General features: G+C 49.4%; 31 protein-coding genes and 2 pseudogenes. 26 read left to right on the top strand and 7 right to left on the bottom strand.

Annotated features, from left to right (window positions below):
* Positions 1-33 precede the first annotated feature (33 nt).
* Complete coding sequence (locus tag AAIG26_RS05435) at positions 34-465, top strand: antiterminator Q family protein (RefSeq protein WP_097400471.1); 432 nt, start codon at positions 34-36, stop codon at positions 463-465.
* Positions 466-581: 116 nt separating this feature from the next.
* Positions 582-1001 carry a hypothetical protein gene (locus tag AAIG26_RS05430; protein ID WP_343180160.1) on the top strand — a complete coding sequence of 140 codons (420 nt, stop codon included), beginning with the start codon at positions 582-584 and terminating at the stop codon, positions 999-1001.
* A 106-nt stretch (positions 1002-1107) separates the two neighbouring features.
* Here AAIG26_RS05430 and AAIG26_RS05425 read toward each other — a convergent pair whose 3' ends face one another.
* The gene (locus AAIG26_RS05425; RefSeq protein WP_343180158.1) at positions 1108-1503 is read right to left on the bottom strand and encodes a hypothetical protein; all 396 of its coding nucleotides are present in this window, start codon (positions 1501-1503) and stop codon (positions 1108-1110) included.
* A 132-nt stretch (positions 1504-1635) separates the two neighbouring features.
* On the opposite strand from AAIG26_RS05425, the gene AAIG26_RS05420 reads away from it, so the two are divergent.
* From AAIG26_RS05420 to AAIG26_RS05355, 14 genes and pseudogenes are all read left to right on the top strand, one after another.
* Entirely contained in the window at positions 1636-2016 is a 381-nt protein-coding gene (locus AAIG26_RS05420) for a phage holin family protein (RefSeq protein WP_343180157.1), read from the top strand.
* The gene (locus tag AAIG26_RS05415; RefSeq protein WP_032668529.1) at positions 2003-2287 is read left to right on the top strand and encodes a phage holin family protein; all 285 of its coding nucleotides are present in this window, start codon (positions 2003-2005) and stop codon (positions 2285-2287) included. The genes AAIG26_RS05420 and AAIG26_RS05415 overlap by 14 nt, the downstream gene beginning before the upstream one ends.
* Positions 2284-2727, top strand: a complete 444-nt coding sequence (locus tag AAIG26_RS05410; protein ID WP_343180344.1) for a lysozyme — start codon at positions 2284-2286, stop codon at positions 2725-2727. The genes AAIG26_RS05415 and AAIG26_RS05410 overlap by 4 nt, the downstream gene beginning before the upstream one ends.
* Positions 2724-3194, top strand: a complete 471-nt coding sequence (locus tag AAIG26_RS05405) for a lysis protein (RefSeq protein ID WP_343180155.1) — start codon at positions 2724-2726, stop codon at positions 3192-3194. Before AAIG26_RS05410 ends, AAIG26_RS05405 begins: the two co-directional genes overlap by 4 nt.
* A gap of 75 nt (positions 3195-3269) precedes the next feature.
* A complete protein-coding gene (locus AAIG26_RS05400; protein WP_160270632.1) occupies positions 3270-3494 on the top strand; it encodes a hypothetical protein in 225 nt (74 codons plus the stop codon).
* A gap of 45 nt (positions 3495-3539) precedes the next feature.
* Positions 3540-3749 (top strand): annotated as a pseudogene (locus AAIG26_RS05395) (lysis system i-spanin subunit Rz); the annotation flags it as partial.
* Positions 3750-3932: 183 nt separating this feature from the next.
* Complete coding sequence (locus AAIG26_RS05390) at positions 3933-4508, top strand: hypothetical protein (RefSeq protein WP_343180154.1); 576 nt, start codon at positions 3933-3935, stop codon at positions 4506-4508.
* Between the two features lie 154 nt (positions 4509-4662).
* Positions 4663-4935 (top strand): hypothetical protein, encoded by a 273-nt coding sequence (locus AAIG26_RS05385; RefSeq protein WP_343180153.1) that lies wholly within the window; start codon positions 4663-4665, stop codon positions 4933-4935.
* A 56-nt stretch (positions 4936-4991) separates the two neighbouring features.
* Entirely contained in the window at positions 4992-5174 is a 183-nt protein-coding gene (locus tag AAIG26_RS05380; RefSeq protein WP_343180152.1) for a hypothetical protein, read from the top strand.
* Between the two features lie 154 nt (positions 5175-5328).
* Positions 5329-6789 carry a glycosyltransferase family 2 protein gene (locus AAIG26_RS05375; RefSeq protein WP_343180151.1) on the top strand — a complete coding sequence of 487 codons (1461 nt, stop codon included), beginning with the start codon at positions 5329-5331 and terminating at the stop codon, positions 6787-6789.
* Complete coding sequence (locus tag AAIG26_RS05370; RefSeq protein WP_343180150.1) at positions 6771-7361, top strand: hypothetical protein; 591 nt, start codon at positions 6771-6773, stop codon at positions 7359-7361. The genes AAIG26_RS05375 and AAIG26_RS05370 overlap by 19 nt, the downstream gene beginning before the upstream one ends.
* Positions 7361-7711 (top strand): HNH endonuclease, encoded by a 351-nt coding sequence (locus tag AAIG26_RS05365; RefSeq protein WP_343180149.1) that lies wholly within the window; start codon positions 7361-7363, stop codon positions 7709-7711. Before AAIG26_RS05370 ends, AAIG26_RS05365 begins: the two co-directional genes overlap by 1 nt.
* Before the next feature lie 167 nt (positions 7712-7878).
* Positions 7879-8328, top strand: a complete 450-nt coding sequence (locus tag AAIG26_RS05360) for a phage terminase small subunit P27 family (RefSeq protein WP_343180147.1) — start codon at positions 7879-7881, stop codon at positions 8326-8328.
* Positions 8301-8912 (top strand): annotated as a pseudogene (locus AAIG26_RS05355) (IS3 family transposase); the annotation flags it as partial. The gene AAIG26_RS05360 and the pseudogene AAIG26_RS05355, both read left to right, overlap by 28 nt.
* Positions 8913-9191: 279 nt before the next feature.
* Here AAIG26_RS05355 and AAIG26_RS05350 read toward each other — a convergent pair.
* The 4 genes from AAIG26_RS05350 to AAIG26_RS05335 all read right to left on the bottom strand — a co-directional run bounded on the left by AAIG26_RS05350 (position 9192) and on the right by AAIG26_RS05335 (position 11652).
* Positions 9192-9422, bottom strand: a complete 231-nt coding sequence (locus tag AAIG26_RS05350) for a hypothetical protein (protein ID WP_020456859.1) — start codon at positions 9420-9422, stop codon at positions 9192-9194.
* 497 nt (positions 9423-9919) lie between these two features.
* A complete protein-coding gene (iraP, locus tag AAIG26_RS05345) occupies positions 9920-10246 on the bottom strand; it encodes an anti-adapter protein IraP (protein ID WP_020456860.1) in 327 nt (108 codons plus the stop codon).
* A gap of 508 nt (positions 10247-10754) precedes the next feature.
* Positions 10755-10925: a YnfU family zinc-binding protein gene (locus AAIG26_RS05340; RefSeq protein WP_216848957.1), complete on the bottom strand. Its 171-nt coding sequence runs from the start codon at positions 10923-10925 to the stop codon at positions 10755-10757.
* Positions 10926-11184: 259 nt separating this feature from the next.
* Positions 11185-11652: an Hsp20 family protein gene (locus tag AAIG26_RS05335; protein WP_020456862.1), complete on the bottom strand. Its 468-nt coding sequence runs from the start codon at positions 11650-11652 to the stop codon at positions 11185-11187.
* Positions 11653-12609: 957 nt separating this feature from the next.
* Between AAIG26_RS05335 and AAIG26_RS05330 the strand changes: the two genes are divergently transcribed.
* From AAIG26_RS05330 to AAIG26_RS05305, 6 genes are all read left to right on the top strand, one after another.
* The gene (locus AAIG26_RS05330) at positions 12610-12834 is read left to right on the top strand and encodes a hypothetical protein (protein WP_017455732.1); all 225 of its coding nucleotides are present in this window, start codon (positions 12610-12612) and stop codon (positions 12832-12834) included.
* 155 nt (positions 12835-12989) lie between these two features.
* Complete coding sequence (locus AAIG26_RS05325; protein ID WP_020456863.1) at positions 12990-13193, top strand: hypothetical protein; 204 nt, start codon at positions 12990-12992, stop codon at positions 13191-13193.
* Between the two features lie 167 nt (positions 13194-13360).
* Positions 13361-15505: a methylmalonyl-CoA mutase gene (gene scpA, locus AAIG26_RS05320; RefSeq protein WP_343180146.1), complete on the top strand. Its 2145-nt coding sequence runs from the start codon at positions 13361-13363 to the stop codon at positions 15503-15505.
* Positions 15498-16496, top strand: a complete 999-nt coding sequence (meaB, locus tag AAIG26_RS05315) for a methylmalonyl Co-A mutase-associated GTPase MeaB (protein WP_343180145.1) — start codon at positions 15498-15500, stop codon at positions 16494-16496. The genes scpA and meaB overlap by 8 nt, the downstream gene beginning before the upstream one ends.
* A gap of 12 nt (positions 16497-16508) precedes the next feature.
* Entirely contained in the window at positions 16509-17294 is a 786-nt protein-coding gene (gene scpB, locus AAIG26_RS05310; protein WP_020456866.1) for a methylmalonyl-CoA decarboxylase, read from the top strand.
* A 15-nt stretch (positions 17295-17309) separates the two neighbouring features.
* A complete protein-coding gene (locus tag AAIG26_RS05305; protein WP_343180144.1) occupies positions 17310-18788 on the top strand; it encodes a succinate CoA transferase in 1479 nt (492 codons plus the stop codon).
* Here AAIG26_RS05305 and AAIG26_RS05300 read toward each other — a convergent pair.
* Positions 18759-19688, bottom strand: coding sequence for a LysR family transcriptional regulator (locus AAIG26_RS05300; RefSeq protein ID WP_343180143.1), 930 nt, complete (start codon positions 19686-19688; stop codon positions 18759-18761). The genes AAIG26_RS05305 and AAIG26_RS05300 overlap by 30 nt on opposite strands.
* A 166-nt stretch (positions 19689-19854) precedes the next feature.
* Positions 19855-20532, bottom strand: coding sequence for a hypothetical protein (locus tag AAIG26_RS05295; protein ID WP_343180141.1), 678 nt, complete (start codon positions 20530-20532; stop codon positions 19855-19857).
* Positions 20533-20740: 208 nt separating this feature from the next.
* Here AAIG26_RS05295 and AAIG26_RS05290 point away from each other — a divergent pair, with 208 nt between their 5' ends.
* The 4 genes from AAIG26_RS05290 to ascB all read left to right on the top strand — a co-directional run bounded on the left by AAIG26_RS05290 (position 20741) and on the right by ascB (position 24609).
* The gene (locus AAIG26_RS05290; protein WP_017455739.1) at positions 20741-21166 is read left to right on the top strand and encodes a GNAT family N-acetyltransferase; all 426 of its coding nucleotides are present in this window, start codon (positions 20741-20743) and stop codon (positions 21164-21166) included.
* Between the two features lie 281 nt (positions 21167-21447).
* Entirely contained in the window at positions 21448-21984 is a 537-nt protein-coding gene (locus tag AAIG26_RS05285) for a FlhC family transcriptional regulator (protein WP_343180139.1), read from the top strand.
* 368 nt (positions 21985-22352) lie between these two features.
* Positions 22353-23183, top strand: a complete 831-nt coding sequence (locus tag AAIG26_RS05280) for a PRD domain-containing protein (protein ID WP_097406386.1) — start codon at positions 22353-22355, stop codon at positions 23181-23183.
* Between the two features lie 28 nt (positions 23184-23211).
* Complete coding sequence (gene ascB, locus AAIG26_RS05275) at positions 23212-24609, top strand: 6-phospho-beta-glucosidase (RefSeq protein ID WP_343180138.1); 1398 nt, start codon at positions 23212-23214, stop codon at positions 24607-24609.
* Positions 24610-24637: the final 28 nt, after the last annotated feature.

Genomic DNA, 24637 nt, shown 5'->3' with positions numbered 1-24637 from the left:
AAATTGAAAATATTCGATTAGCAGAGGTTTCAAATGCGTGATATTCGGATGGTACTTGAACGTTGGGGCGCATGGGCAGCAAGTGCCGATAACGGTATTTATTACGCACCCGTTGCAGCTGGGTTCAAAGGTCTGCTGCCATCATCCCGAAAGTCTCGCCCATCATGCAGTGATGATGATGGATTGATTATCAATGAGGCGATGGTTCGGCTGAAAAAGCATGACCCGTTGCTCTGCGTGATGCTGGAATGGTATTACGTTTTGGAGATACCTGTTCGCACTATGGGGTCAAGGCTGGGGGTATCTCATACTCAAATCCTGAAAAGGCTTCAGGCTGGAGAAGGTTTTGTAGAAGGGGCTCTGGCAATGATCGACGTTACCCTTGAGATTGACCGTGAATGCCAGAAGGAGCAAGTCTATACGGCGAAGGCAAAAAAGGTTGTGGAATTCCAAAAAGCTATTTAGCCTGTTAAGTGTGGTCACTTAGACACGAGCTTATCGCATTCAAAACCTCGCTCCGGCGAGGTTTTTTCGTTAAAGGACTACGGACTCCTGCCGATTAAGATTGGCAGGAGGATTCTATGAAGAAATTGTTGTTATGTGTGGTTTTTGTCGTGTCTGGTTGTGCCTCATCCGCATATGAAAGTGGATGGAACGCAGAGAAAACATATGATGCTTTTCACGAATGTGCTCAGACATCATTTTCTCCTGGTTTTTATTTTCCTGAAAATGCTGATCGGCTAGTTTCCATGAATCTTCTCTCAAAAGAAGAGGCCGCAAAGGCAAAGTCGCATAATGTTTCAGTTGGCGATAAAGAATGTGTAGCTTATGCGGCTTATGGTTTCAATGTTTCTCAATATCAGTTTTCTACAAATACTAAAAAACAGCTAGTCAGTCGGAGTATTTCATACACCTGTGATAGGGCCTTTGTAGAATGCCTTGGGAAAAAAATTACGATTGCTGACGGTAAAGTCATAAGTATCGAAAACATCCAAAAGTAATATGTCGAGAAAACCTTTCTCGGTTAGTTTGATTATTTACCATATCCAAAGGCTCGCTTACGCGGGCCTTTCCTCTTTTCAGACCTCTGGGACAGAGCTCAACTGTCTACAGGTCGAAGTTGGCATAGCTCAGTATCTGAATTAAAGCAGTTCTGGCTTGTTCGACATTATCAGAGAAGCCAGAGATTTCTACTGGAGCATGTTTTACGAAGTTGATTGCTTCATCCCGCTCAAGAGTTCCCTTCACTATCAGTGCAGAAATAAGTGCAAATGTGAATTCAGAGCGAGCAACAAGGTTAGCGACGTTTTTTTCTGCAACGTACTGCGCTTCTTTAAGTTTTTTTATCTCAGTTGTCAGATGGTTAATCTGTTGCTCAAGTGCCGAACTCATAAGTCCACCTTTCTTAATTGTGTCCAGACCAAAATAAGTACTTAGTATTATAACCGCCTGGCTGAACGATGGCGTGCTGATGGATCTTACTCTGCTGGTGATTTTCATCATCGTGCTGGTGGCCTGTCGGTAATGGCCCTGTAAATCCAAAAAATAGTTATTTTCCTTCTGGCCTGCCCAATTGTGCTGGCCTTTTTATTCCCCTCATTCTGAGAGGACTCACAGCATATACGAGGGGGCTAAATGTCCGAACCTGTTTCCGGTTCCGCAGCGGCGGCGAGCGCTTTAACCGGTGCCAGTTTGTATGGCTTGTTAACCGGCACCGATTATGGCGTTGTGTTCGGTGCATTCGCTGGTGCCGTGTTCTATGTCGCCACTGCTGCCGATCTGACGATTCTCCGCCGTTCGGCCTACTTCATCGTTTCTTACTTCGCTGGCGTGTACGGCTCCGGGCTGGTGGGCTCAATGCTGGCGAGCGTCACCCATTACAGCGACAAACCGCTTGATGCGCTCGGCGCGGTTTTGCTTTCCGCTGTGGCGATTAAGACGCTCACCTTCTTCAGCGAACTGGATCCCCTGTCGCTGCTGCAAAGGTGGCGGGGAGGGACAAATGGTAACAAGTGATCCGCTGGTATTGACCAACGTTGTGACCAGTACCGCTATCGTTCTGCGCCTGATGATGTTTCGTAAGCCCGGTGGGCGACACAACTGGTGGGCGTCATGGCTGGCTTATCTGATTATCCTGGCTTACGCCACGGTGCCATTCCGTTTCATGTTCAATTTCTATTTCCATGCCCACTGGGCAACCGTGCTGATGAATCTCATCATCTGCGCTGCTGTTTTCGCGGCGCGCGGTAACGTAGCCCGGATTTTTCACGTACTGAGGCCAGAATAATGCAGATCAGCGATAAGGGCATTGCGCTCATCAAACAGTTTGAAGGTCTGCGGCTGACGGCGTATCAGGACGCTATAGGCAAATGGACCATCGGCTATGGCTGGGCGCAGCCGGTGGACGGGAAACCAATACGCGCCGGGATGACCATCAAAGAGGAAACAGCAGAACGTCTGTTGCGTACCGGGCTGGTGAGCTACGAGAGCGATGTATCGAAGCTGGTGAAAGTTAAATTAACGCAGGGCCAGTTCGATGCGCTGGTGTCGTTTGCCTACAACCTGGGCGTCCGGTCGCTTTCCACCTCTACGCTGCTGAAAAAGCTAAATGCAGGCGATTACCGCGGCGCCGCCGATGAATTCCCGCGCTGGAACAAAGCTGGCGGGCAGGTGCTGGATGGTCTTACACGTCGCCGTGAGGCAGAGAAATCTCTGTTCTTATCGTGATCGCGGCACTGTTAAAGCGTTACTGGCTTCAGTTGTCGTTTATCGCGCTGATTGCCGTGCTGGCGTTCTTTGTGAACCACTACCGCGATAACGCCACTGAGTACAAAAATCAGCGTGACGAAAAAACGCAGGCGCTCAACATGGCTAATGCCACTATCAACGACATGCAGGTGCGCCAGCGCGATATTGCTACACTGGATGCCAAATACACCGGAGAACTGGCAGATGCACAGGCCACTATTGATCAGCTTGAACGCGATGTTGCTGCTGGTAAGCGTCGGTTGCAGCTCAACGCCACCTGCGCAAAGGACGAATCGTCCACCTCCGGCAGCATGGGCGATGCAACCAGCCCCCAACTTACTGGAGCCGCTGAGCGGGATTATTGGCGTCTCAGGGCCAGAATCGAAACCATCACCGGGCAAGTGAACTATTTGCAGGACTACATCAGGCAGCAATGCCTTAAATAGCGGTGAAGCTCAACGTTTATGCATGGCTCATTGTGATGAATAATTATGATTCAATGCATCTTACTTGAGTGAACTATGGAAATAGACATTGGACATTTCACACGTGTTAAGGGCGATACTGTCTATGCAGAAGTGACGATTTATACCGATCCCGATTCGGGTGGTGAAAACGTGTCTCTGTATCTGAAGTTGCCTTACCAGCATGAAGCAACGCTTGCTGAGTTAGAGGAACTGGCAAAAAAAGAGGCCATTAAACAAATGCGCTCTGCGGCGGATTGGTTAGCAAAAAACTCTTGTTAGTTGTACCACCTTCATCACAAGGCGCATTTGCAAGCGCGCCAGCTAAATGTTTTTGATGGCAAACATAGGTTGCCGCTCAATGCCACCTGTCGAAAGAACGGAGCGGCCAGCACCGGCAGCGTGGGCGATGCTTCCAGCCCCCGACTTAATGACTCCGCTGAACGGGATTATTTCGCCCTCAGAGAGCAAATCGTCACAGTGACGAATCAGGTGGACTATTTGCAGGGGTACATTAATAAGCAGTGCATTGAATAGCGCGTCTGCTTTGGTAGACATTATCCTTAAAAATTTAAAATATATTGGAATATTATTCTTTATTTAATGCTTTAAAAGACTTATTCAAAACAATAACCATTTATTTCGTAAAACATACTTATCATGATGAAGGCAAGCGGGTAACATATATATTTGTGATTTTGTGCTTTCACGAGGTTCATCATGTCTATAAAAAATAACGAAGATGGGACTTATAGTAGTACGCAAGTAAATCAGCGTGATAACTCTAATCGTAAGTTTTCTTCGCGAGAAGAAGCGAACATAGCTGATATAAATGCAATGTTTGATAATAATAAAGCAAACCATAATCCTGAAGGGGATGCCGCCTTAGGATATGGATTAATGCTTTCTACGCTAGTTTTAGGCGGATGGGCGATATTGTACTATTGCTTGGTTTCTCCTGGGCTCAGAGCAGCCTACATGCTTTCCTTTACAGATGGCGTGTTTGGCGGGGTTGGGAGTATTCTTACATTCATAATGCGATGCTATTATGCGATCTTGTTTTTTCCCCATTTTATGTTTGGGTATCCGCTATCATGGACGCCGTATATTGCTCAGACAGTGATAATAATTTTAGTTACATATTTCATTCATTCAAAGTGGAGTCGATTAAAAAAGAAAGTTTTATTATTTTTGGCATCTTTATGTGCATTTTCATTTCTTTCGATTGGCCTTTTGGCATTGAACCCTTCACTGTGGAATAAATTTGAGTTTTTCATTGCTCCACTAGGGTTATAAAACATTCTTTCCCGGTCTCTTATGAACGTGACCACTGATAAAATTTGTCAAGCATTACAGCAGGCATTCACTGAGTGCCTGTGATAATGCTTTTTATACGGACAAAATCAGTTTAATGTTTGATTCCTGATAGTGATAACAAAGGGGATAAAGCATGCCTGATCTGTCGCCGTTGGATTCGTGGTTAAAAGTTAGTACGTGGGACACTCATCACCCTTCGGATGAGGAGCGATTTTATAAATCGATTTATAAATTAATTTTATCAAATGAGAAGTTAGTTGAACCTCAATATATCCGTGATTACATTATCGGCTACCATGCAAAAAGTAGTAATCATGAGCATTTAGATAACATTGCTGGGATATATACCGAGAAATACGATATTATTTTTAGCTTCTTATATGAAAATAAAATAAAGCTAAATTGAATTATTTATTCCATTAAAGCCACTGGCTTCCGCTGGTGGCTTTTTAAGGCGGCGCTATGAACATAGACGAAACAACCATGATGCAGGTCATCATTGATGGAAAATTAACTGAGGTTCCCTTCCATTACGAAGAATGGAGCGGTGGACGCACTGTTAAGGTTCCTGACCTGACAGGCAACTTTATTAGTATCATGACGATAGATTCCCGCATACCGCAGTTTATTACCGATCCTCACTAACACTCATACCTAAAACTAAGGTCGCAACGGCGGCCTTTTTTATTGCGCTTCGCATGCGCTAAACAATCGAGAGTCTTTCAGTCATGAGCCTGGTGGAAGCTGTTTTCTCGGGCGGCTGTCCCACGTGACTGGCTCACATCTAAAGGGAAGCTTTATGCAGGTCACTATCGATGGTGTCCCGTATGCGCCTGTCTGTAACACGACCACCAGCCGCATCGGTATTGCTATTTCCACCCATAACCGAGCAGGTGTGCTTAGCCAGTCGCTGAAGCATCACCTCCAGCATCTTCCCGCTGGCGCGCTGGTGGTTGTCGTTGACGATGGTTCACAGCCACCAGCAGCGGTGCCCGACGGCGTTAAGCTGATCCGGCACGAAAAATCGCTGGGCATTGTGGCAACGAAGAATGCCAGCCTTGCCGCGCTGATGGATGCTGGATGCGAGCATCTTTTTCTGTGTGACGATGACGCATGGCCGGTTGCTGATAGCTGGTGGTTGCCTTATATCAATTCACCTGAGCCTCACCTGGCCTATCAGTTCCTCGATCTCGCGGGCGCGCGCAAGCTGAATGATATTGCGGTGCTGTACCGCGACGTTAAGCATGTGGCTTACACCGGCCAGCGCGGCGTGATGCTTTACTACCACCGCAGCGTGATAGAGCGCGTCGGCGGCTTTGATCCGATTTACGGTCGCGGCATGTATGAACATTCTGATCTGGCACTGCGCATACACAACGCCGGGCTGACCTCATGGGCGTTTGCCGATGTGGTTGGCTCAGAAAAGCTCATTCATTCGCTGGACGAGCATGAACAGGTTGAACGTTCGGTACCGCGCCCGGATCGGGAAGAGCAGGTGAAGCGCAACGTTAAGATTCACAACGAGCGCCGCGACACCGGATATACCGGCTATGCAGAGTACCGCCAGCGACATGATGTGGTGATCACCACGCTGTTAACCAGCCAGCCCGACCTGCAACGCAATGAGCGTATGACGGCAGAACCCTGCATGCTCGAGCACTGGTCGGCATCAGTCAAAGGTGCTGAAGCAGTGGTTTTGGCAGACCAGCTAACCAGCGCACCATCCGGTGCCAGTCTGGTCAATGTGCCGGAAGTAGCGATGAACGTTTATTTCCGTCGCTGGCTGCATATCTGGCAGCACCTTCGTGATCACCCGGAATATCATTTCGTGTGGTGTACCGACGGTACCGATGTCGAAATGCTGAGGGAACCTTGGTCGGAAATGGTGCCGGGCATGGTTTACGTTGGCTCCGAGCCTAAGACCTATGCGGATGCATGGGCGCGGCAGCATCACCCGGAACGCATCTATCAGGACTTCATCGACCAGCACCGTAACGATGTGATGCTCAACGCCGGGTTGCTTGGCGGTCTGCGTGAAGATGTCATGGCATTTGCTCATGGCATTGTGCGGCTGCATTACCTGCTGGAGTGTCACCGCTTCTGGAAGACAGAGAAAGCACCGGCAGCCGTCGGCGATATGCTGGCCTTTGGCATTGTGGCGAAACGCTTTGGCGATCGCATCGTGACAGGCCCGGCAGTGCATACGGTTTTCAAAACAAACGGCATGGGTAAAGAGGTGGCATGGTGGCAGCACAAGTGAGATTTGTTGTTGTTGGCCATCACTCCCGGCGTCAGCATGCCGATGCTCTGGCCTCCCATATTGGCGCGCACCTTGTTATTGATGAGGATAATCATGGTGCGAACTGGAATCACCGGCGGGCACTCGAATGGGCTTCCGCACAACCATGTCGCGTGGTGGTGCTGGAGGATGATGCACTGCCGGTGCCTTGGTTTATCAATAAGGTTATCCCCTGGCTTAATGACAAGCCTGATGACTTAATTAGTTTTTACCTCGGCACTGGCCGCCCTCCACAGTATCAGGCGCAGATTGCAGAACGGCTGATTGCCGCCGACAGGACGCGCGCCGACTACATCACGTTACCGCAGCTTATTCATGGCGTGTGTTACAGCGTCCCGTCTCAGCACCTGCCAAAGGTTCTGGCACGCTGGGACAGCAGCAAGCCCGCTGACTTTGCGCTGGGTGATGCATGGGGTGCGCCGGTGGTCTACCCCTGCTGGTCACTGGTTGATCATGCTGACGGTGAACCGGTAGAGCGCCATCCCGATGGTGAGGCGCGGACGGAACGGCGCCGGGCATGGAGGGTTGCATAATGCCAGCAGCGATACCGCGAGCATGCCGCAAGCGTGGCTGCTCAGGAACAACGACAGACCGTTCAGGCTACTGTGACCAGCACCGCAACGAAGGCTGGCAACAGCATCAGCGCGGGCAGAGCCGCCACCAGCGTGGCTACGGAAGCAAGTGGGACGTGCTCAGGGCTGAGGTGCTGAAGCGCGACAAACATCTGTGCCAGAACTGTAAACGCAACGGGCTGATAGCACCGGCAAAGACAGTCGACCATATCATTGCCAAAGCTAACGGCGGAACAGACGACCAGACCAATCTCGAAGCCCTGTGCTGGTCATGTCACCGTTCGAAGACGGGGCGCGAAAGATTCAAATGAGAACAGATATCAACAAATTGATTGCATTTGCAACTATATCGATGTGAATGATATCGATTCTCATCAAGGGGGAGGGCGGGTCAAAAGTTCAGAGGGCTGCCTGCTAAGGACCGCCGCCTCAGTCAGATTTTTTCACCCGCGAAATATAAAAATTAACCGGAGCGTCTATGGCTGGAGCGACGGGGCGATCCGGGCGCCGGGCAAAGCCTGTTGCTAGGAAGTTGCTGGCGGGCAATCCGGGGAAGCGCGCCCTCAACAAAACTGAACCTTCATTCACGCCGATCACTGGCGTTGAGCCACCGGAGTGGCTGGACGATAACGCCGCGACGATGTGGCGCATGGTTTCAAAAGAGCTCTGTGCTCAGCAGGTTCTCTGCGCCACCGATCTGCATAACCTTGAAATGTTCTGTATCGCCTATTCGAACTCCCGTCAGGCGCAGGAGCATATTCAGGTGCATGGGATCGTCATGGCTGGCTCAATGGGCGGCCCGATAAAAAACCCGGCACTGACGGTGCTCAATGAGGCGATGCGCCAGATAGCATCATTTGGCGGGATGCTGGGGCTCGATCCGAGCAGCCGCCAGCGCCTTACCGTATTTACCACCTTAATGGACTGAGCGTAAAACGCAGACGGCGCCGTAAAGGGCTGGCGACCGAGCGGTTTCCACTTCTGCGCCCGGATGCACCGAACCTGACATGGTCGATGGATTTCGTTATGGACGCACTGGCCAACGGTCGCAGGATCAAATGCCTGACCTGTGTGGATGATTTCACGAAGGAGTGTCTGACGATCACCGCTGCTTTCGGTATTTCAGGCGTTCAGGTCACGTGTATTCTGGACAGCATCGCGTTGTTTCGGGGGTATCCGACGACAATAAGAACCGATCAGGGCCCGGAATTTACCTGCCGCGCGCTCGATCAATGGGCCTTCGAGCATAGTGTGGAACTACGGCTTATCCAGCCAGGTAAGCCAACGCAGAACGGATTTATTGAGAGTTTTAACGGACGTTTTCGCGATGAGTGTCTGAATGAACACTGGTTCAGCGATATTCTTCATGCCCGGAAAACGATTAATGACTGGCGGCAGGATTATAACGAGTGTCGTCCCCATTCATCGCTGGATTACCAGACACCAGCTGAATTCGCAACGGACTGGCGAAACAGGAAATATGAAGAAAAACCAACCGATATTACTAACTGAAGGTTGTATCTAATTCCGGGGGCAGGTCAACCCGTTAGTCCATGCATCTAAGGTATCGAACTGAAAATCCTTGATGGCGTTCAAACTTGCATGCGCGGCTATCATGGACGCTCTTATTTCGGACTGTCGGGTCAGTGAAGCAGCAGGCCTGTTTCCTGCCTTTGAGTGCGCGAATCCCCATTTCTGACCATAACAACCATGACAACACAGCAAGAGAAAAAGCGGAGAAGAAAGGATGGTGACTTCCCCTCCACCTTAGGATCCAGTCTGGGAGAGAGGTTAAATCTTTGCTCCTATAATTCTCGAGGCAATCGCTTTCGCTGCTTCAAGCTTTGCTTTCCCTGCTTCAGAATGCGTGCCAGATTCAAATGCTTTGAAGTTAAGCTGAATGTTCTCTGCGGCTTTTTCGATGAACACTTGCGGCAACTCTGAGCAAATGGACTGAAAAATGATTTCATACGCTAAAGCACGACACTGCAGGTCATTAATCGCGTCTTCTACTGGCTTCATAACCTCTCCTTAAGAAATACTGTGGCGCTCACCGACAAACAAGGAATGTTCTGTCGCGAATATCGGTGTGATATGAATATTTAATATCGTTCAGTTAGGCAAATAAAACCAGTGGAGCCACGGCCAAACCGGATCGGGATAACATCAGGACGGCGTATCAGGTCGGAGTAGCGTCAGAAGATTGCATCACTGTCGACATGTCAGGTTCTCCCGGTCAAGGCTGATGAACCAGATCTGCGGGATGATTTCACCCTCAGCGAGCGAATCGAAATATCACTCATCCATTAACCGGGCTGCAAGGGGAGCTGCGCTAACAGCTACTTGAGTTGGGGGGGAAAGAAAACGCTGGTCATCGGCAGGCTTTACGCATTGCGGCTGGCTCTGTCGGGCATTTGGGTTCACAACAAACGGTTCAGGTAAAGAGATGGCTCGGTGGCAGCGCAAATAAAAGGCCGGAGGTTTATTTTTCCAGCCTTATGATTAATAAACGAATTGCGTTAAATTTTATCGGACGCGCCCTTTAACGCTTCTATATCAATTTCCGCGTCGTTTGTTTCAAGCAACTGAGTTAACTGAATAAGATTGTTAAATTCATTCATCAGTAATTCTGCGTCTGATTTCAGTGGAATATCAGCCGCATCAAGCGCTGCATTAATTGCTTTTTTTACATTATCAAGCATTTCATTCATGCCACCGTTTTTGCCAAGTGTCAGCAGTAATGCTCCGATAAGTAAAGACTGAGCTTCCACTTTAGCTGCGAGTAGCTTGGCTTCCGCATCCATTTTCGAGATTTTTGCAATCACACTGAGTATTAAGTTTTTCATAAGTGCCCCTGTTATTAGCCACATCACCCCTGAATATATTATGGTCGAGATTTCTATAATGAAGGATGAAATAGTTTTGTCGTGGTTATACATCCTTCCGGCATCAGGCTGGCCAGGTGTCTGGCTGAATTCATTGATACTCAAAGCGTTATTGATAAGGCACCAACGGCACCTACTGATGCGGTAATCACGACTGGGGCGACAACATTGAGAGCAGATTCTACGCGGCTTAAAGTGAGTGCGATGCTTATACGGTGACGGCTGATACGCTTTGTGGTGTGAGCAATACGGTTAATGAGGGTAACAACCACACGGTTGATGAAGTGTCTGGACAGTTCTGCGGCTTAACCCATACCAACGCTCTTTGCATGCCAGCCTGCGGTTACTGCTGCACAATTATGCTGGCGTGATTCAGGCCGAAATGATTGCCGTGACTTTTGCTTGTCAGGACCGCCCAGGTTGATAACCGGCCCTGATATTTCGACCGGTTTCTCAACGTAGCTCGGTTTTAAGCGAAAGCGGCCTTGTCCTGATGGAAGATCTTACTGCAGTGCGGGCACATTAACGCTGCGCCTTTCTGGACTCGGGAGAAGCTGTGTTCTGACTGTTGTGAACAATGCGGGCAGGTGCATTTGGTGAGGAAGTTGCGATTGTTTTTTGAGTCTTTGCGTTGTGGCATAGAGTATTTCCTGATAAATGGCCTGCAACCATACACTATCCCTGAACATATTGCCCGTACTCCTTTGCCACAGCGCCAGAATCGTGTGGCTTGTTCATGCTGTCGCTCGATGATGGGCCCGCCACAGTAATGAATTGCAACGACGTCCTGCTGGTTATACGTTCTGCGAAAAGTTTATACGTGTCGGCAAAACAGCGTATCAGAGCCAGGGTAAGAAAAAGGCCCGCATGCGCGGGCCGTAAAGAAAAAAGGAAAGCTATCAAGCCTGATGTTCAATGGCTTTTTGTGTATTTTCAATGGCAATTTTGCGTGGTTTTTCGCTCTCGGGAATTTCCTGATAAATGGACACCTGCAATATGCCATTTTCAAGTTTTGCGTTGCTCACTTTAGTATGTTCCGGAAGCGAAAAGCTCAGACGGAAATCCGCGCGGCGAATACCTTTGTATATCCAGCCCTGCTCATCATGAGATTCATTTTCCGCGCGTTTACCTGATACATTTAATACCCCGCCGACGGTCTCGATTTCGAGTTCGTCTTCTTTCCAGCCAGGGACGCTTACGTGTAACTGATAATTGCTTGCATCGACTTTTTTCAGGTCATAAGCAGGTAATGATGCCACCGGCGAGTCGCCGGTTAACTGGCTGAAAAGCCGGTCGATACGATTGAAGCGGTCAGCAAAAACAGAGTCAGTGAAACCGGGGAGTGCTGACAAGGTTTTGAGTGCCATAACTTAACCTCCTGAATAATCCATTCAAAAGTTCAACTTAAAGGCAAGCTTTGCTTGTCCGCTTATATAAATAATTCCTGCAACGGTTTTTTCAAGGCCACAAATAAAAATTTTTTTGCCTGTATCGAGCCGACGAATTGCATGGTTGAGTACCCCTGAAATGGCCGTTGGATGTAGAAAATAACGGGCCTGTAATAGGAGGGAAAAGAAGCCGCTAATGCAAACTTGCAGCTGCCGCTGGTTTTTTGCGTTGGCCGCAGAGGGAGCCGTTCGGGAGGATATAACTTTTCTGTACGTTATTTCATTTCAGAGAAAAGGGGAATTATCTTGATAAGAAAAGACCCTCAGGAATAGGAAATCCGGGCTGCTCCTGAGGGATGCAAATGCATATTCGTTACGTTTATTAGTTTGCTAATTATTAACCTGACGGCAATGAGATTGTTCTCATTTGTAATCGATTTCTGATAGATATTGGCTCTCTATGTAATTGGTTTAATTAATGCTTTTTGAACTGGCAGAGCGACAGAAAGTAACTATAGTTAACGCGCTATCATCGTTAACCCTATTTTCCCTGGTGATGTTCTTCTACCGCTCTGTCCGAGCGGTTTTTTTTGCCCGGATTTTAGCTAACGCGCAGCGCGAGAAACGCTTCTTCTCAAACCACATCACAAGCAGATGGACAACCGGACAACAACACCGGCGCTGTGATCGCACTCTTTATCTTCACGTTTTCGTATTTTCAGTGCTGCTACTCGGCAGGTATCTTCTTTACGACGCTCACAAAACCTGATCCCTCGTCCGATAACCCTTCTTATCGTTATGCTATGCGCCATGTTGTCTATTTCAAACACTCGCCATAACGTCGTTATACGAGGCTGCTCGCACGCGTTTACGTTTTCATCCCCTCGCTTAACTGTGTATGCTTGGCCTTTGCTGGTAAATCCGAAGGAGAAAGTAATGTTAGAAGGATATTTTGATCTTGATGGCGCGACAGGGGATGAGGCGGTAGAAAACAGAAAGCGCTTATTAGCTGTACAGGCAGCGCTGGAAATTTCAAAAGCGGCGGTTTCGGCAACCACGGCCAACGCGGGCATTCGTAGCCAGATGGATTTACGTAACGTCTCGCAAGAAGTCGCCACTCTCGCCGATGCGATTCAGGATGCGTTAGAGTCTGACCTGTAAACATACCGCCTGAGGGCGGTTTTTTATTGTTTCCTCTCTCTTTCATTTCCCACGGCTAATTACAACTGCCGGAACAGGTTTGAACATCCCTGACACTTTCTGACGCTTTCTCTTTCAGTATGTTGCCTGTTAACTCTCTCTTGAAAGGTATAGGCATGATGGGAAAAAAGTTAAGCGTAGCCTGGTTTTTTCTTCTTTTGACGTTCGCCTCGACTGCCAGTTCGGCGGCACCCGCTTTCCCGCAGATTCACGGGCAAAATCACTATATACGTCATGGCGCTGGAGAAGGGGATATTGCAGAAAATCCTGATGAGCATGTACAGGAAACGATTGAGCGATTCTTTTCCCATAAATATTAAATAAGCGACGTGCCCACGCTATTAATTGGCGCGTGATAGAAAATCAGAATATTAACCTGCGGCAAAAAATGAATCGCCGCAGGTCTTTTTTTGCTGGCGACAATGTTGATAGTGGAAATTACTATTTCTTCCCAGTGAGTTATTGATTTGGAATAACGGAGATATTTATGGCTACCATGTCTGACTGGCAAAATGTCGCGAATAAAGAGCTCAGTCGCAAGGGAAAACGCGTTGAATCGCTGGTCAAACTGACGCCAGAGGGCATTGCGATTAAGCCTTTATATACTCCTGACGATCTGAACGCGCTGGAAATCACCGGCACGCTACCGGGTCTTCCGCCTTATACTCGCGGGCCGCGTGCCACAATGTATACCGCCCAACCGTGGACGATACGCCAGTACGCCGGGTTTTCAACGGCCAGGGAGTCGAACGCGTTTTACCGGCGTAATCTTGCCGCCGGGCAGAAAGGGCTTTCCGTTGCGTTTGATCTGCCAACTCATCGGGGATATGACTCGGATAACCCGCGCGTAGCGGGCGACGTAGGAAAAGCGGGTGTCGCTATCGATACTGTGGAAGATATGAAAATACTCTTTGACAATATTCCGCTGGATAAAATGTCGGTATCGATGACGATGAATGGTGCGGTTTTACCTATCATGGCGTTTTATATTGTTGCAGCGGAAGAGCAGGGCGTTCCTCCTGAAAAATTAACCGGTACTATTCAGAATGATATTTTAAAAGAGTATCTCTGCCGCAATACCTATATTTATCCACCTAAGCCATCGATGCGGATTATTGCCGATATTATTGCCTGGTGCTCTGCCAATATGCCGCAATTTAATACGATTAGCATCAGCGGTTACCATATGGGAGAAGCGGGAGCTAACTGTATTCAACAAGTGGCGTTTACCCTCGCGGACGGCATTGAATATATAAAAGCCGCGCTCTCCGCAGGCTTGAAAATTGATGACTTCGCGCCGCGCCTCTCTTTCTTTTTCGGTATCGGCATGGATCTGTTTATGAATGTCGCCATGCTGCGCGCAGCTCGCTATCTATGGAGCGAAGCCGTTAGCGGGTTTGGCGCGACCAATCCGAAATCGCTGGCGCTGCGCACCCATTGCCAGACATCCGGCTGGAGCCTGACAGAACAGGATCCCTACAACAACATTGTTCGCACTACCATTGAAGCGCTGGCAGCGACGCTTGGCGGCACTCAGTCTCTGCACACCAATGCGTTTGATGAAGCCCTGGGGCTACCGACGGATTTTTCGGCGCGTATTGCGCGTAACACGCAAATTATCCTGCAGGAAGAGGCGGAAATTTGCCGCACCGTCGATCCGCTCGGCGGTTCCTATTATGTCGAATCTCTGACCGATCAAATTATAAAAGAGGCGCGGGCAATCATCCGTCGGATTGATGATGCCGGAGGGATGGCAAAGGCTATCGAATCGGGCTTGCCAAAACGCATGATCGAGGAGGCTTCCGCACGCGAGCAATCTCTTATCGACCAGGGTAAACGTACCATTGTCGGTGTTAATAAATACAAGCTTGATAAAGAAGCCGTTACGCCGGTACTGGAAATCGACAATGTGAAGGTGCGTAACGAGCAAATCGCCGCACTTGAACAGATCCGCGCCACACGTGATTCCGCTGCCGTTCGCAATGCGCTGTCAGCGCTGACTCATGCCGCCCAACACAACGAAAATCTGCTCGCTGCGGCGATTCATGCCGCGCGATTGCGTGCGACGCTTGGTGAGATTTCCAGTGCGCTGGAAGCGGCGTTTGACCGCTACCTTGTTCCCAGCCAATGCGTAACGGGGGTGATCACGCAAAGCTATCAGCAGGACAGCGAAACGGCGGCGGAATTCGACGCTATCATTACGCAAACACAACACTTTCTTGCTGAGCATGGTCGTCGTCCGCGCATTTTGATTGCGAAAATGGGGCAGGATGGGCACGACCGGGGGGCAAAAGTCATTGCCAGCGCATATTCCGATGTGGGTTTTGATGTCGATCTTAGCCCTATGTTTTCTACACCGCAAGAGATTGCCCGGCTGGCCGTGGAAAATGATGTGCATGTGGTTGGCGCATCGTCGCTGGCGGCAGGTCATAAGACGCTTATTCCCGAATTAATTAATGAGCTAAGAAAATATGGTCGTGAGGATATTTGCGTGATTGCTGGCGGCGTGATCCCGCCACAGGATTATGACTTCCTGCGTGAACGTGGCGTGGCAGCGATTTATGGCCCAGGTACGCCGATGCTGGAAAGCGTGCGCGATGTATTGAAGCGGATTAGTCAGCGCCATGATTAATGAACAAACCCTTGATGAATTCGTTCGCCGGTTATGCGCGGGCGATCGCGTCGCGCTTGCACAGGCTATGACGCTGGTGGAAAGCCAGCTTTCACGGCATCAGAGGCTGAGCCAGCAATTGCTGGACACGATTATGCCGGCGACAGGTAGGGCAATACGCATTGGTATCACCGGGACACCCGGAGCCGGAAAAAGTACCTTTCTTAATACCTTTGGCATGATGCTCGTTGGCCAGGGAAAGCGGGTGGCGGTTATTGCGGTCGATCCCAGCAGTCCACTCAGCGGCGGCAGTTTGCTGGGTGATAAAACCCGTATGACGGAACTGGCCAGAGCCGATGCGGCGTTTATTCGGCCTGTGCCTTCCGGCGGCGCTACGGGGGGGATCAGCCTGCACGCTGGCGAATTGATACTGCTGTGCGAAGCCGCCAATTACGATGTGGTGATAGTGGAAACAGTCGGGGTTGGCCAGTCTGAAACGGAGGTCGCAGGCATAGTCGATTGCTTCGTTTCGCTGCAAATCGCTGGTGGTGGAGATGAGTTGCAAGGCATCAAAAAAGGCATCATGGAAATGGCCGATATCATTGTTATCAACAAAGATGATGGCGACAACCGCGCAGCAGTTGCCATCGCCCGGCAAATTTACGACAGCGCGCTTGCTATCGTTCGCCACAAATATCCGCCGTGGCGACCAGCGGTGTTGAGCTGTAGCGCACTGGAAAAGCGCGGCATCGAGGATGTGTGGCAGGCAATTATTCATTTCTACGACGTGATGACAAAAAGTGGTTATCTCAAGTTATTGCGCCAGCAGCAGACCGTGACGTGGCTACGAAAACAGGTTGAAGAAGAGGCGGTGCGTCAGCTTTATGCCCACCGCGCTTTCCGTGAAGATTTCAACAAAACGCTAGATGAGGTGAAAAATCATCAGCAAGCACCGCGTACAGGTTTACAGCACATCCGTGAATACCTTCAGCATCACTATTTTGCACGGTAAAAAGGAATTGATATGTCGTATGAGTATGTGGTTGTAAACATTATTCAAAAAGTGGCTGTCATTGAATTTAATTACGCACGCAAGCTTAACGCGCTCAGTAAAGTATTTATCGATGATTTGATGCGGGCGCTGGAGGACCTTAACAAGCCGGAGATCCGTTGCGTGATCCTGCGTGCACCGCACGGTGCGAAAGTCTTCTCCGCCGGGCATGATATCCACGAATTGCCTTCGGGGCGGCGCGATCCTCTCTCTTATGACGACCCGCTGCGCCAGATCACCCGCATGATCCAAAAATATCCGAAGCCCGTGATCTCCATGGTGGAAGGAAGCGTCTGGGGAGGGGCGTTTGAAATGATCATGAGTTCCGATTTGATCATTGCCGCCAGCTCTTCAACTTTCTCTATGACGCCCGTTAATCTCGGCGTTCCTTATAACCTGGTCGGCATTCATAACCTGACGCGCGACGCCGGGTTCCATATCGTTAAAGAGCTGATTTTCACTGCGGCCCCCATCACGGCGCAGCGGGCGCGGGAAGTTGGCATTCTGAATCATGTTGTTGACGCCAGCGATCTGGAAGATTTCACCTTGCAGATGGCGCACCAGATCTCGGAAAAAGCACCGCTTGCTATTGCGGTAATTAAAGAAGAGCTACGCGTGCTTGGTGAAGCACACACCATGAATTCGGATGAGTTTGAGCGTATTCAGGGGATGCGTCGCGCAGTTTATGACAGCCGGGATTATCAGGAAGGAATGAGCGCGTTTATGGAAAAACGCAAACCGAACTTCCTTGGACGCTAATTAACGGAGACGATAATGAAACAATCATGGCCCCGGCTGAGCGCCGACGAAGCGGCAGAACTCATCCACCACGATGACATGGTTGCTTTCAGTGGTTTTACTGCCGCAGGTTCGCCCAAAGCGCTTCCCGCCGCCATCGCTCGGCGAGCACGGGAGCTGCATCAAATGCAGCAACCGTTTCAAATCCGTTTGCTCACTGGCGCGTCTATTAGCGCGGCGGCTGATAATGCCTTATCGGAGGCGGAAGCGGTCAGCTGGCGCGCGCCGTATCAATCTGCGGCGGGAATGCGGCAAAAAATTAACCAGGGGCAGGTTAAGTTTGTTGATCTGCATTTGAGTGAAGTTGCTCAGATGGTGAACTACGGCTTTTTTGGCGAGATTGATATCGCAGTGATCGAAGCCTCGGCGTTGACATCTGATGGCAAAATCTGGCTTTCCAGTGGGATTGGCAACGCGCCGACCTGGCTGCGCAAAGCAAAAAAAATCATCATTGAGCTTAATCACTACCACAGCACGCGGGTGGCTGAATTTGCCGATATCGCTACGCCCGGCGCACCGCCGTATCGCCACAGTGTCGCTATTTTTAGCGCATTGGACAGGATTGGCTTGCACTATGTGCAGGTGGAACCTCAAAAGATTGTGGCGGTGGTGGACACCGAATTACCGGATGCCGGTAACGTGCTGGATGGCGCGAAACCTGTCTGCCAGCAAATTGCCGACAATGTTGTGACGTTCCTGCTCCATGAAATGGCACAGGGGCGTATTCCGCGCGAATTTCTGCCGTTACAAAGCGGCGTAGGCAATATCAATAATGCCGTGATGGCGCGGCTCGGTGAAAGCCCGGACATCCCTGCGTTTATGATGTATTCCGAAGTGTTGCAGGAGTCGGTAGCGCATTTACTTGCCGCAGGAAAAATCCTCGGTGTTAGCGCATCCAGCCTGACCGTTTCCGACAATACGCTGCGCAACATTTACGACAATATGGATTTTTTCGCCGGGCGTATCGTTTTGCGACCACAGGAGATTTCCAATAACCCGGAGATCATCCGCCGTCTTGGAGTAATAGCGCTGAATGTCGGGCTGGAATTTGATATTTACGGACACGCCAATTCAACGCATGTCGCGGGCGCTAACCTGATGAATGGTATTGGTGGCAGTGGAGACTTCGAGCGTAATGCCTATTTATCGGTATTTATGGCCCCCTCGATTGCTAAAGAGGGAAAAATTTCTTCCATTGTGCCGATGTGCAGCCATGTTGATCACAGCGAGCATAGCGTCAAAGTGATCATTACGGAGCAGGGTATCGCCGATCTGCGCGGGTTGTCGCCAATTGAGCGCGCCCGCACCATTATTGATAACTGCGCACACCCACTCTATCGGGATTACCTTCATCATTACCTGGAAACGGCTCCCGGCGGGCATCTTCATCACGATCTTAGCCGCGTATTCGAATTGCATACGAATTTACTGAACACAGGATCGATGCTCGGCTAAACCGGACGAATCGTCGCGATCGTCATTAATACACAGACAGACTTCGGCGGTATGACGATGGTTTTTCAGTGAATAGAGATATTCCTGCATATACATCGGTCCGTTTGGCGCATCGAAATATCGCAGTGTAGTGGGGTTAACCAGATGCCAGGCGAAATAGGGGATCACGGTAAGAAACTGCCCGCGTTCCACCGCGCTGATTTTCGCCATAAAACTGTAGGCCCGGTAGATAACGGTTGGGTGGATCCCACAGGGGCGCATGTGAGAATCGAGCATGGCTTCAAAATTCGCGCGGTTCTGAAAACGCATCTGCAACCATGGGAGTTCTCGTAGCAACTCCTGCGGCTGTTTTTGCTCGTAGCGGCGGGAAACTAAAAAACCCAGACGCAGCGGAGGTAACTCGGTAGCCGTGAGGTTCTCCAGCCCCAGAACACGCGGGGAAACTTGCTGAGGAGAAATAATAAAATCAAGCTGGTGGCCAAGCAGGTCGTCAATCACGCCGTTGTCACTGAATTCGATGGCTTGGGTGCTGATATTGTCATATTTATCGCCCAGGCTTAACAGTTGATCGAAAATGATGGTGGGATAGGTATTGTCGACGCCAATAACGATTTTGTGCGAGCGCAGGGCGGAAGAGTGAAGTTCATTTTCAATTGCCGATAAGCGCTCATAAACCGGGAACAGTTTCTGATAAAGTTCCTGCCCGGCTTTATTCAAACGGATACTGTTATCTTTGCGGGTAAAGAGCGGATAACCAATCTGTTCTTCCAGCGAGACAATACTTTTGCCAAACGGCGACGCAGTCATGTGTATTTTTTCTGCCGCTCTGGCGATGCTTTTCGTCTGCGCCAGTAAAATGAAATTGCGCATTCTTTTGGAAATAAAAATAGAGTTGCTCATCTGAAAATCCCTCTCTGACTAAATAACCGATGCGTATGGCCATCCGTGCCATCATTAGCATGCTATTTATTGCTGTCAGCAATGGTATAACACTGCTGTCTGGCTCGAACCAGAGGCATCAATACAGAGTGGAAGAAAAGCCGCAGTTATTTGCGGCTTTTTCAGATTATTTCTTCAACAGTCGTGGCAGTTGGTTTTCCAGCTCAAGCAGACACGCATCCATCATTTTCTGCGTTTCTTGCGTCACTTTTTGGTAATTATTTGCCCGCCAGTCGGCCAGCGGCGCGGTTTTCGCCGTTGGTGCACATTCCGCTTTTACAAACGTGCTCAGCATATTGCCATCTTCTGCACGTTTATAGAACAACACGCGGTAGGCCAGATCATAATTACTGTTTCCCGCAGACATATCTGTGTAGACCAGCGACCACTGTGCTGCTGCGATATACAGCGGCTGTTTGTAGACATAATTACCGCCCTGTTTATCGAGCCATTCGCGAATTTTCACTTCGGCTTTTGGGCTTAAATAGTGCGATGTCGGTTCCGGCATAGAATCTATCGCGTTGCCTTTGTAGCTATTTTTATCAAAGGCATCGCCACTGCCCGCGCCGCCGCCAAGCGCGGCGCTGAGTAACGAAAGCCCCATACCGGCGCCAGCATGGGCAGGGCTCACTTCACGCAGTTTTACATCAGGGTAGCGATTGTTATTCATTTCAGGCGGGCTAAAAATGGTGGCAACCTCAAGCGTTGTACCGTTGGTGGCCTTTACCGGGTGCGTACTGGTTCCCGCACATCCGGCCAGCAGGGCGACAGAGAGTGCACTGAGCGCTAATGCTTTAATTTTCACTTTTTTTCCTTCTTTTTTCTGTTTACAACGTTTTATCCGGCGGAGCGGTTCTTTCAGTGAACACGCCGGTAGCCTGACTTTGAGCAGAAAGTTGTTAATAAAGATAACGGTCTGATTTAAATAAGCTTTAGCGGGGATTTAGCACTGAATTTTCATCTTTATTGGTGCAAATCAAGGAATCTATGAGTGCTTTCGTGTGGGGAAGATCATGGCAAATTACGTGGTCAGCGTTTCAGACCAGGCTGTCGCGGCAAATTTTTTTCCGGTGGAACAAGGCCTGAATGCTTTTAATGATGAGATCACCGGTATCAGCGATCGTAAGCCTTTGAGCGTATTGGTTAAAGATGCGAATACTGGTGAAGTGATTGGCGGGATGATTGGTCGTACGTCACTGGGACTGCTGTTTATTGATCTGGTTTATCTTCCGCCAGTACTTCGTGGGCAGCGTTTAGGCGAAACACTACTACGGCAGTTCGAAGAGGAAGGGAGAAAGCGCGGCTGTATCTCTGGTTTTCTTTACACCATCAGTTTCCAGGCCCCTGAGTTTTATAAAAAAAATGGTTGGCAAGAGTTTGGCCGGATTGATTGCCTGCCTGAGGGAACCAGCCGGATTTTTTTGCGCAAACAGCTTTAAGAAGCTCAGCGGAGCCGCCTTTCCGTCATCACGGGCATTTGCTGAATGCCCGTGCAATTACCCTCACACTCATGCAGGTTTGTACAAACTCTGCTCGTATGTTCCGCTTTAGGTCTATTTATTAAGAAAACATTAGTTTGCGTTTTATTTAAGTATTGTTTTTGGGATACGGGTAACAAATTTTTATTAAGTATCATTGAAATGTTTGTGGCAAAGTTTCATGTAAAATGTATTATTGATTATGGGTGCTACAGTAAATTCTTATATTCTTTTGTGACGCAATGAATAAATCTTATATTTCTGAACTGCAAAAGATGTCTCTGGTATTATTTTTAGCGAACAGGGGCGTCTGCAATATATTCGCTGATAATGAAGGAGATAAGCATACTTACAGCAGCTCTCCTTTCACAAAAGCGTGGTTTTTGGATCATACTCACCGGATACACGTCCGTCATTTTGGCCGCATATGGCGGCTGCTAAAAAAGCGTGACAAGGAGGCGACAAGCCGCACAGCACTTGAAGCCTACTCGCTTTATGTCAGTGACTGCCTGCTGGAGTTACAGTCTGCTCCGGTGTTGACGCTGGTTCAGGGCTGGGTGTTAATCGAGGCTTATGAGAAGTGTCTGGCCTGTAGTGATGGGTGCGAACCTGCATGCTGTTTTGGCGAGCAATCCGCGCCTTCTTTGCTGGAAAAATATATATATCAGTTGTGTTTCGAACCTGATTTGCAATTAGAGTCCGGTTTATTAAAGCAAGCCTGTTTAGTGAGTCGGAATAATTCTTATTTATTAAATAAAACGCAACAGCTTAGTGATTAATTCTTGATGGCCTTTATATAGATAAAGGATTTAAATTCAACATTCTTTTACTCTGCTGTATGTCAATGTTCCCGGTAAAATATTTCCGCCCGTCGCAAAAAATACATGTATAACCCTGCAAGGGATTGCACGGTTATCGGGGCACTGATCACACATCCATGATTATCATCACAGTTCCCGTTTTGAAGGCTTGAGCCGCCTCGTCTGATTCGTTATAAGGGTTTCCGGGACGTAATCAGTAGAGAACTGAGCGAAACCTGATTCCATTGTTGCCTTGCGTGGCGGCAATGGAGTCAGGTTTTTTTTTGCTTTTTATCCGGGCGCACGCTTTTGGAAAAACATCAGGATTAAACAGTGAGAAAGCTGAAATGAAAGTAGAAAAAATACTCAGCAACAACGCTGTCCTGCTCATCAATGCAAAGCATGAAGAGATCGTAGCCATTGGGCGGGGCATTGGTTTTGGCAAAAGACCGGGCGATAAGGTCGACCGCAGCCAGATTGAAAGCCAGTTCGTCAAAAAGTCGGAAGGGCTGGCGGACGTCCTTTCGCAACTGCTGGCGGAAATTCCTCCCCCTTACCTGGCAGTCACGCAGCAGATCATTGCGCTGGCTCAGCAGCGGCTGGCGATCACTGTGCAGGACACGCTGTTCCTGGCGTTAAGCGATCATTTAAATTTTGCCATCCAGCGGCAAGCCAACGGGCTGGTGATTAAGAACTTTTTACTGTGGGACATTAAACGTTTTTATGCCCAGGAATATGCGGTGGGGCTTGAGGCACTGCAGCTTATCAACAGTAAACTCGGCATTAGCCTGCCGGAGGATGAAGCCGGGTTTATCGCCCTGCATCTGGCGAATGCCAAAAATAACAGCGACATGCAAAGCACCATGCAGAGCGCCACCATCATTAAAGATGTGCTGACAATCCTGAAATACGATCTGCATCTGACCTATGACGAAGAATCGCTAAATTATCAGCGCCTTATCACACACCTCAAATTTTTCGCACTGCGTTTGCTGAACCGCAAAACCGTTGCGCACGGTGACGACAGCATCTATCAGGGGATCACCGGCATGATGCCGGCCGCCTATGCCTGTGCGATGAAAGTTAATGATTATGTTGAGAAAAATTACCAGTGCCAGCTCACCACCGACGAAGTGATGTTCCTGACGATCCATATCAATCGGCTGAGCGGTGGTTAACGGCGGCAAGATAAAGGAGAAAGTAACGATGCAAATGAGATTTCCCGAAGGTTTTCTGTGGGGCGGTTCAGTTGCTGCAAACCAGGTCGAAGGCGCGTGGAACGAGGGAGGAAAAGGCGTTTCCACTTCCGATCTGCAACCGCAGGGAATACACGGCAATGTCGTTGAGCGTGACGCGAACAGCACCGGTATCAAAGATGTAGCCATCGATTTTTACCACCGCTACCCGGAAGATATTCAGTTATTTGCTGAGATGGGTTTTAACGTGCTGCGCACTTCGATTGCCTGGACGCGCATCTACCCGAATGGCGATGAAAGCGAGCCAAACGAAGAGGGGCTGGCTTTTTATGACCGACTGTTTGATGAAATGGCCCGCTATGGCATCCAGTCGTTAATCACGCTTTCACACTATGAAATGCCTTACGGGTTGGTGAAAAACTATGACGGCTGGAGCAGCCGGAAGGTGATTGACTTGTTCGAGCGCTACGCGCGCACGGTCTTTACCCGCTATCGCGATAAAGTGAAATACTGGCTGACGTTTAACGAAATCAACATGGCATTGCACGCGCCGTTTACCGGCGTTGGGCTTGCGGGTGAGCGAAGTAAGCAGGAAATCTATCAGGCTATTCATCATCAGCTGGTGGCAAGCGCCCGCGCGGTAAAAGCCTGCCATGAAATCATCCCGGATGCCAAAATTGGCAGCATGTTGCTGGGTGGCATTCGTTATCCGATCACCTGCAAACCGGAAGATGTACTGCAATCGCAGCGCGTAAATCGCGACTGGCTGTTTTTTGGCGATGTTCAGGCGCGTGGTGCTTATCCGGCGTGGATTGGCCGCTTTTTCCGCGAAAATAGCATTTCGCTCAATATCACCGGGCAGGATGAGCTGGACCTGCAAGAGACTGTCGATTTCATCTCGTTCAGTTATTACATGAGCGGTTGCGCCGCCGCACAGCCGGAGCTGTATCAAAGCTCGCGCACCAATATTATGCGCATGATCCCCAACCCGTACCTTGAAAGCTCCGAGTGGGGCTGGCAGATAGACCCGCAAGGGCTGCGTTTTTTACTCAATGAGCTGCACGATCGATACCAGAAACCGCTGTTTATTGTGGAGAACGGGCTGGGGGCGAAAGATGTTCCCGCCGCGGATGGCTCAATTGAAGATGATTACCGTATCCAGTATTTGCAGGCGCATTTGGTGCAGGTCAGAGAGGCGATTGAAGATGGCGTGGAACTGCTGGGGTATACCAGTTGGGGACCGATTGATCTGGTCAGTGCCGGTACCGCGCAGATGTCGAAACGCTATGGCTTTATCTATGTGGATCGCGATGATGCCGGGAATGGCACGCTGGCGCGTCGGCGCAAGAAAAGCTTCTTCTGGTATCGCGATGTGATCAGCAGTAATGGGGCAACCTTAGCGCCGTAATATGATCGCAAGAGATGCCGGATGTGGC

The organism is Kosakonia sp. PSU_27, assembly GCF_039409795.1.
GTDB lineage: Bacteria > Pseudomonadota > Gammaproteobacteria > Enterobacterales > Enterobacteriaceae > Kosakonia.
This window is presented reverse-complemented; position numbering and strand designations above follow the sequence as displayed.

Coding starts and splice junctions, on each gene's coding strand:
- AAIG26_RS05370 (WP_343180150.1), top strand. CDS start 6,771: ATGGTGGCAGCACAAGTGAGATTTGTTGTTGTTGGCCATCACTCCCGG.
- AAIG26_RS05350 (WP_020456859.1), bottom strand. CDS start 9,422: ATGAAGCCAGTAGAAGACGCGATTAATGACCTGCAGTGTCGTGCTTTA.
- AAIG26_RS05400 (WP_160270632.1), top strand. CDS start 3,270: ATGGAAATAGACATTGGACATTTCACACGTGTTAAGGGCGATACTGTC.
- AAIG26_RS05285 (WP_343180139.1), top strand. CDS start 21,448: ATGAATAAATCTTATATTTCTGAACTGCAAAAGATGTCTCTGGTATTA.
- AAIG26_RS05365 (WP_343180149.1), top strand. CDS start 7,361: ATGCCAGCAGCGATACCGCGAGCATGCCGCAAGCGTGGCTGCTCAGGA.
- AAIG26_RS05335 (WP_020456862.1), bottom strand. CDS start 11,652: ATGGCACTCAAAACCTTGTCAGCACTCCCCGGTTTCACTGACTCTGTT.
- AAIG26_RS05280 (WP_097406386.1), top strand. CDS start 22,353: ATGAAAGTAGAAAAAATACTCAGCAACAACGCTGTCCTGCTCATCAAT.
- AAIG26_RS05375 (WP_343180151.1), top strand. CDS start 5,329: ATGCAGGTCACTATCGATGGTGTCCCGTATGCGCCTGTCTGTAACACG.
- scpB (WP_020456866.1), top strand. CDS start 16,509: ATGTCGTATGAGTATGTGGTTGTAAACATTATTCAAAAAGTGGCTGTC.
- AAIG26_RS05325 (WP_020456863.1), top strand. CDS start 12,990: ATGATGGGAAAAAAGTTAAGCGTAGCCTGGTTTTTTCTTCTTTTGACG.
- AAIG26_RS05435 (WP_097400471.1), top strand. CDS start 34: ATGCGTGATATTCGGATGGTACTTGAACGTTGGGGCGCATGGGCAGCA.
- ascB (WP_343180138.1), top strand. CDS start 23,212: ATGCAAATGAGATTTCCCGAAGGTTTTCTGTGGGGCGGTTCAGTTGCT.
- meaB (WP_343180145.1), top strand. CDS start 15,498: ATGATTAATGAACAAACCCTTGATGAATTCGTTCGCCGGTTATGCGCG.
- AAIG26_RS05300 (WP_343180143.1), bottom strand. CDS start 19,688: ATGAGCAACTCTATTTTTATTTCCAAAAGAATGCGCAATTTCATTTTA.
- AAIG26_RS05415 (WP_032668529.1), top strand. CDS start 2,003: ATGGTAACAAGTGATCCGCTGGTATTGACCAACGTTGTGACCAGTACC.
- AAIG26_RS05305 (WP_343180144.1), top strand. CDS start 17,310: ATGAAACAATCATGGCCCCGGCTGAGCGCCGACGAAGCGGCAGAACTC.
- AAIG26_RS05360 (WP_343180147.1), top strand. CDS start 7,879: ATGGCTGGAGCGACGGGGCGATCCGGGCGCCGGGCAAAGCCTGTTGCT.
- AAIG26_RS05425 (WP_343180158.1), bottom strand. CDS start 1,503: ATGATGAAAATCACCAGCAGAGTAAGATCCATCAGCACGCCATCGTTC.
- AAIG26_RS05290 (WP_017455739.1), top strand. CDS start 20,741: ATGGCAAATTACGTGGTCAGCGTTTCAGACCAGGCTGTCGCGGCAAAT.
- iraP (WP_020456860.1), bottom strand. CDS start 10,246: ATGAAAAACTTAATACTCAGTGTGATTGCAAAAATCTCGAAAATGGAT.
- AAIG26_RS05390 (WP_343180154.1), top strand. CDS start 3,933: ATGTCTATAAAAAATAACGAAGATGGGACTTATAGTAGTACGCAAGTA.
- scpA (WP_343180146.1), top strand. CDS start 13,361: ATGGCTACCATGTCTGACTGGCAAAATGTCGCGAATAAAGAGCTCAGT.
- AAIG26_RS05420 (WP_343180157.1), top strand. CDS start 1,636: ATGTCCGAACCTGTTTCCGGTTCCGCAGCGGCGGCGAGCGCTTTAACC.
- AAIG26_RS05330 (WP_017455732.1), top strand. CDS start 12,610: ATGTTAGAAGGATATTTTGATCTTGATGGCGCGACAGGGGATGAGGCG.
- AAIG26_RS05340 (WP_216848957.1), bottom strand. CDS start 10,925: ATGCCACAACGCAAAGACTCAAAAAACAATCGCAACTTCCTCACCAAA.
- AAIG26_RS05385 (WP_343180153.1), top strand. CDS start 4,663: ATGCCTGATCTGTCGCCGTTGGATTCGTGGTTAAAAGTTAGTACGTGG.
- AAIG26_RS05380 (WP_343180152.1), top strand. CDS start 4,992: ATGAACATAGACGAAACAACCATGATGCAGGTCATCATTGATGGAAAA.
- AAIG26_RS05430 (WP_343180160.1), top strand. CDS start 582: ATGAAGAAATTGTTGTTATGTGTGGTTTTTGTCGTGTCTGGTTGTGCC.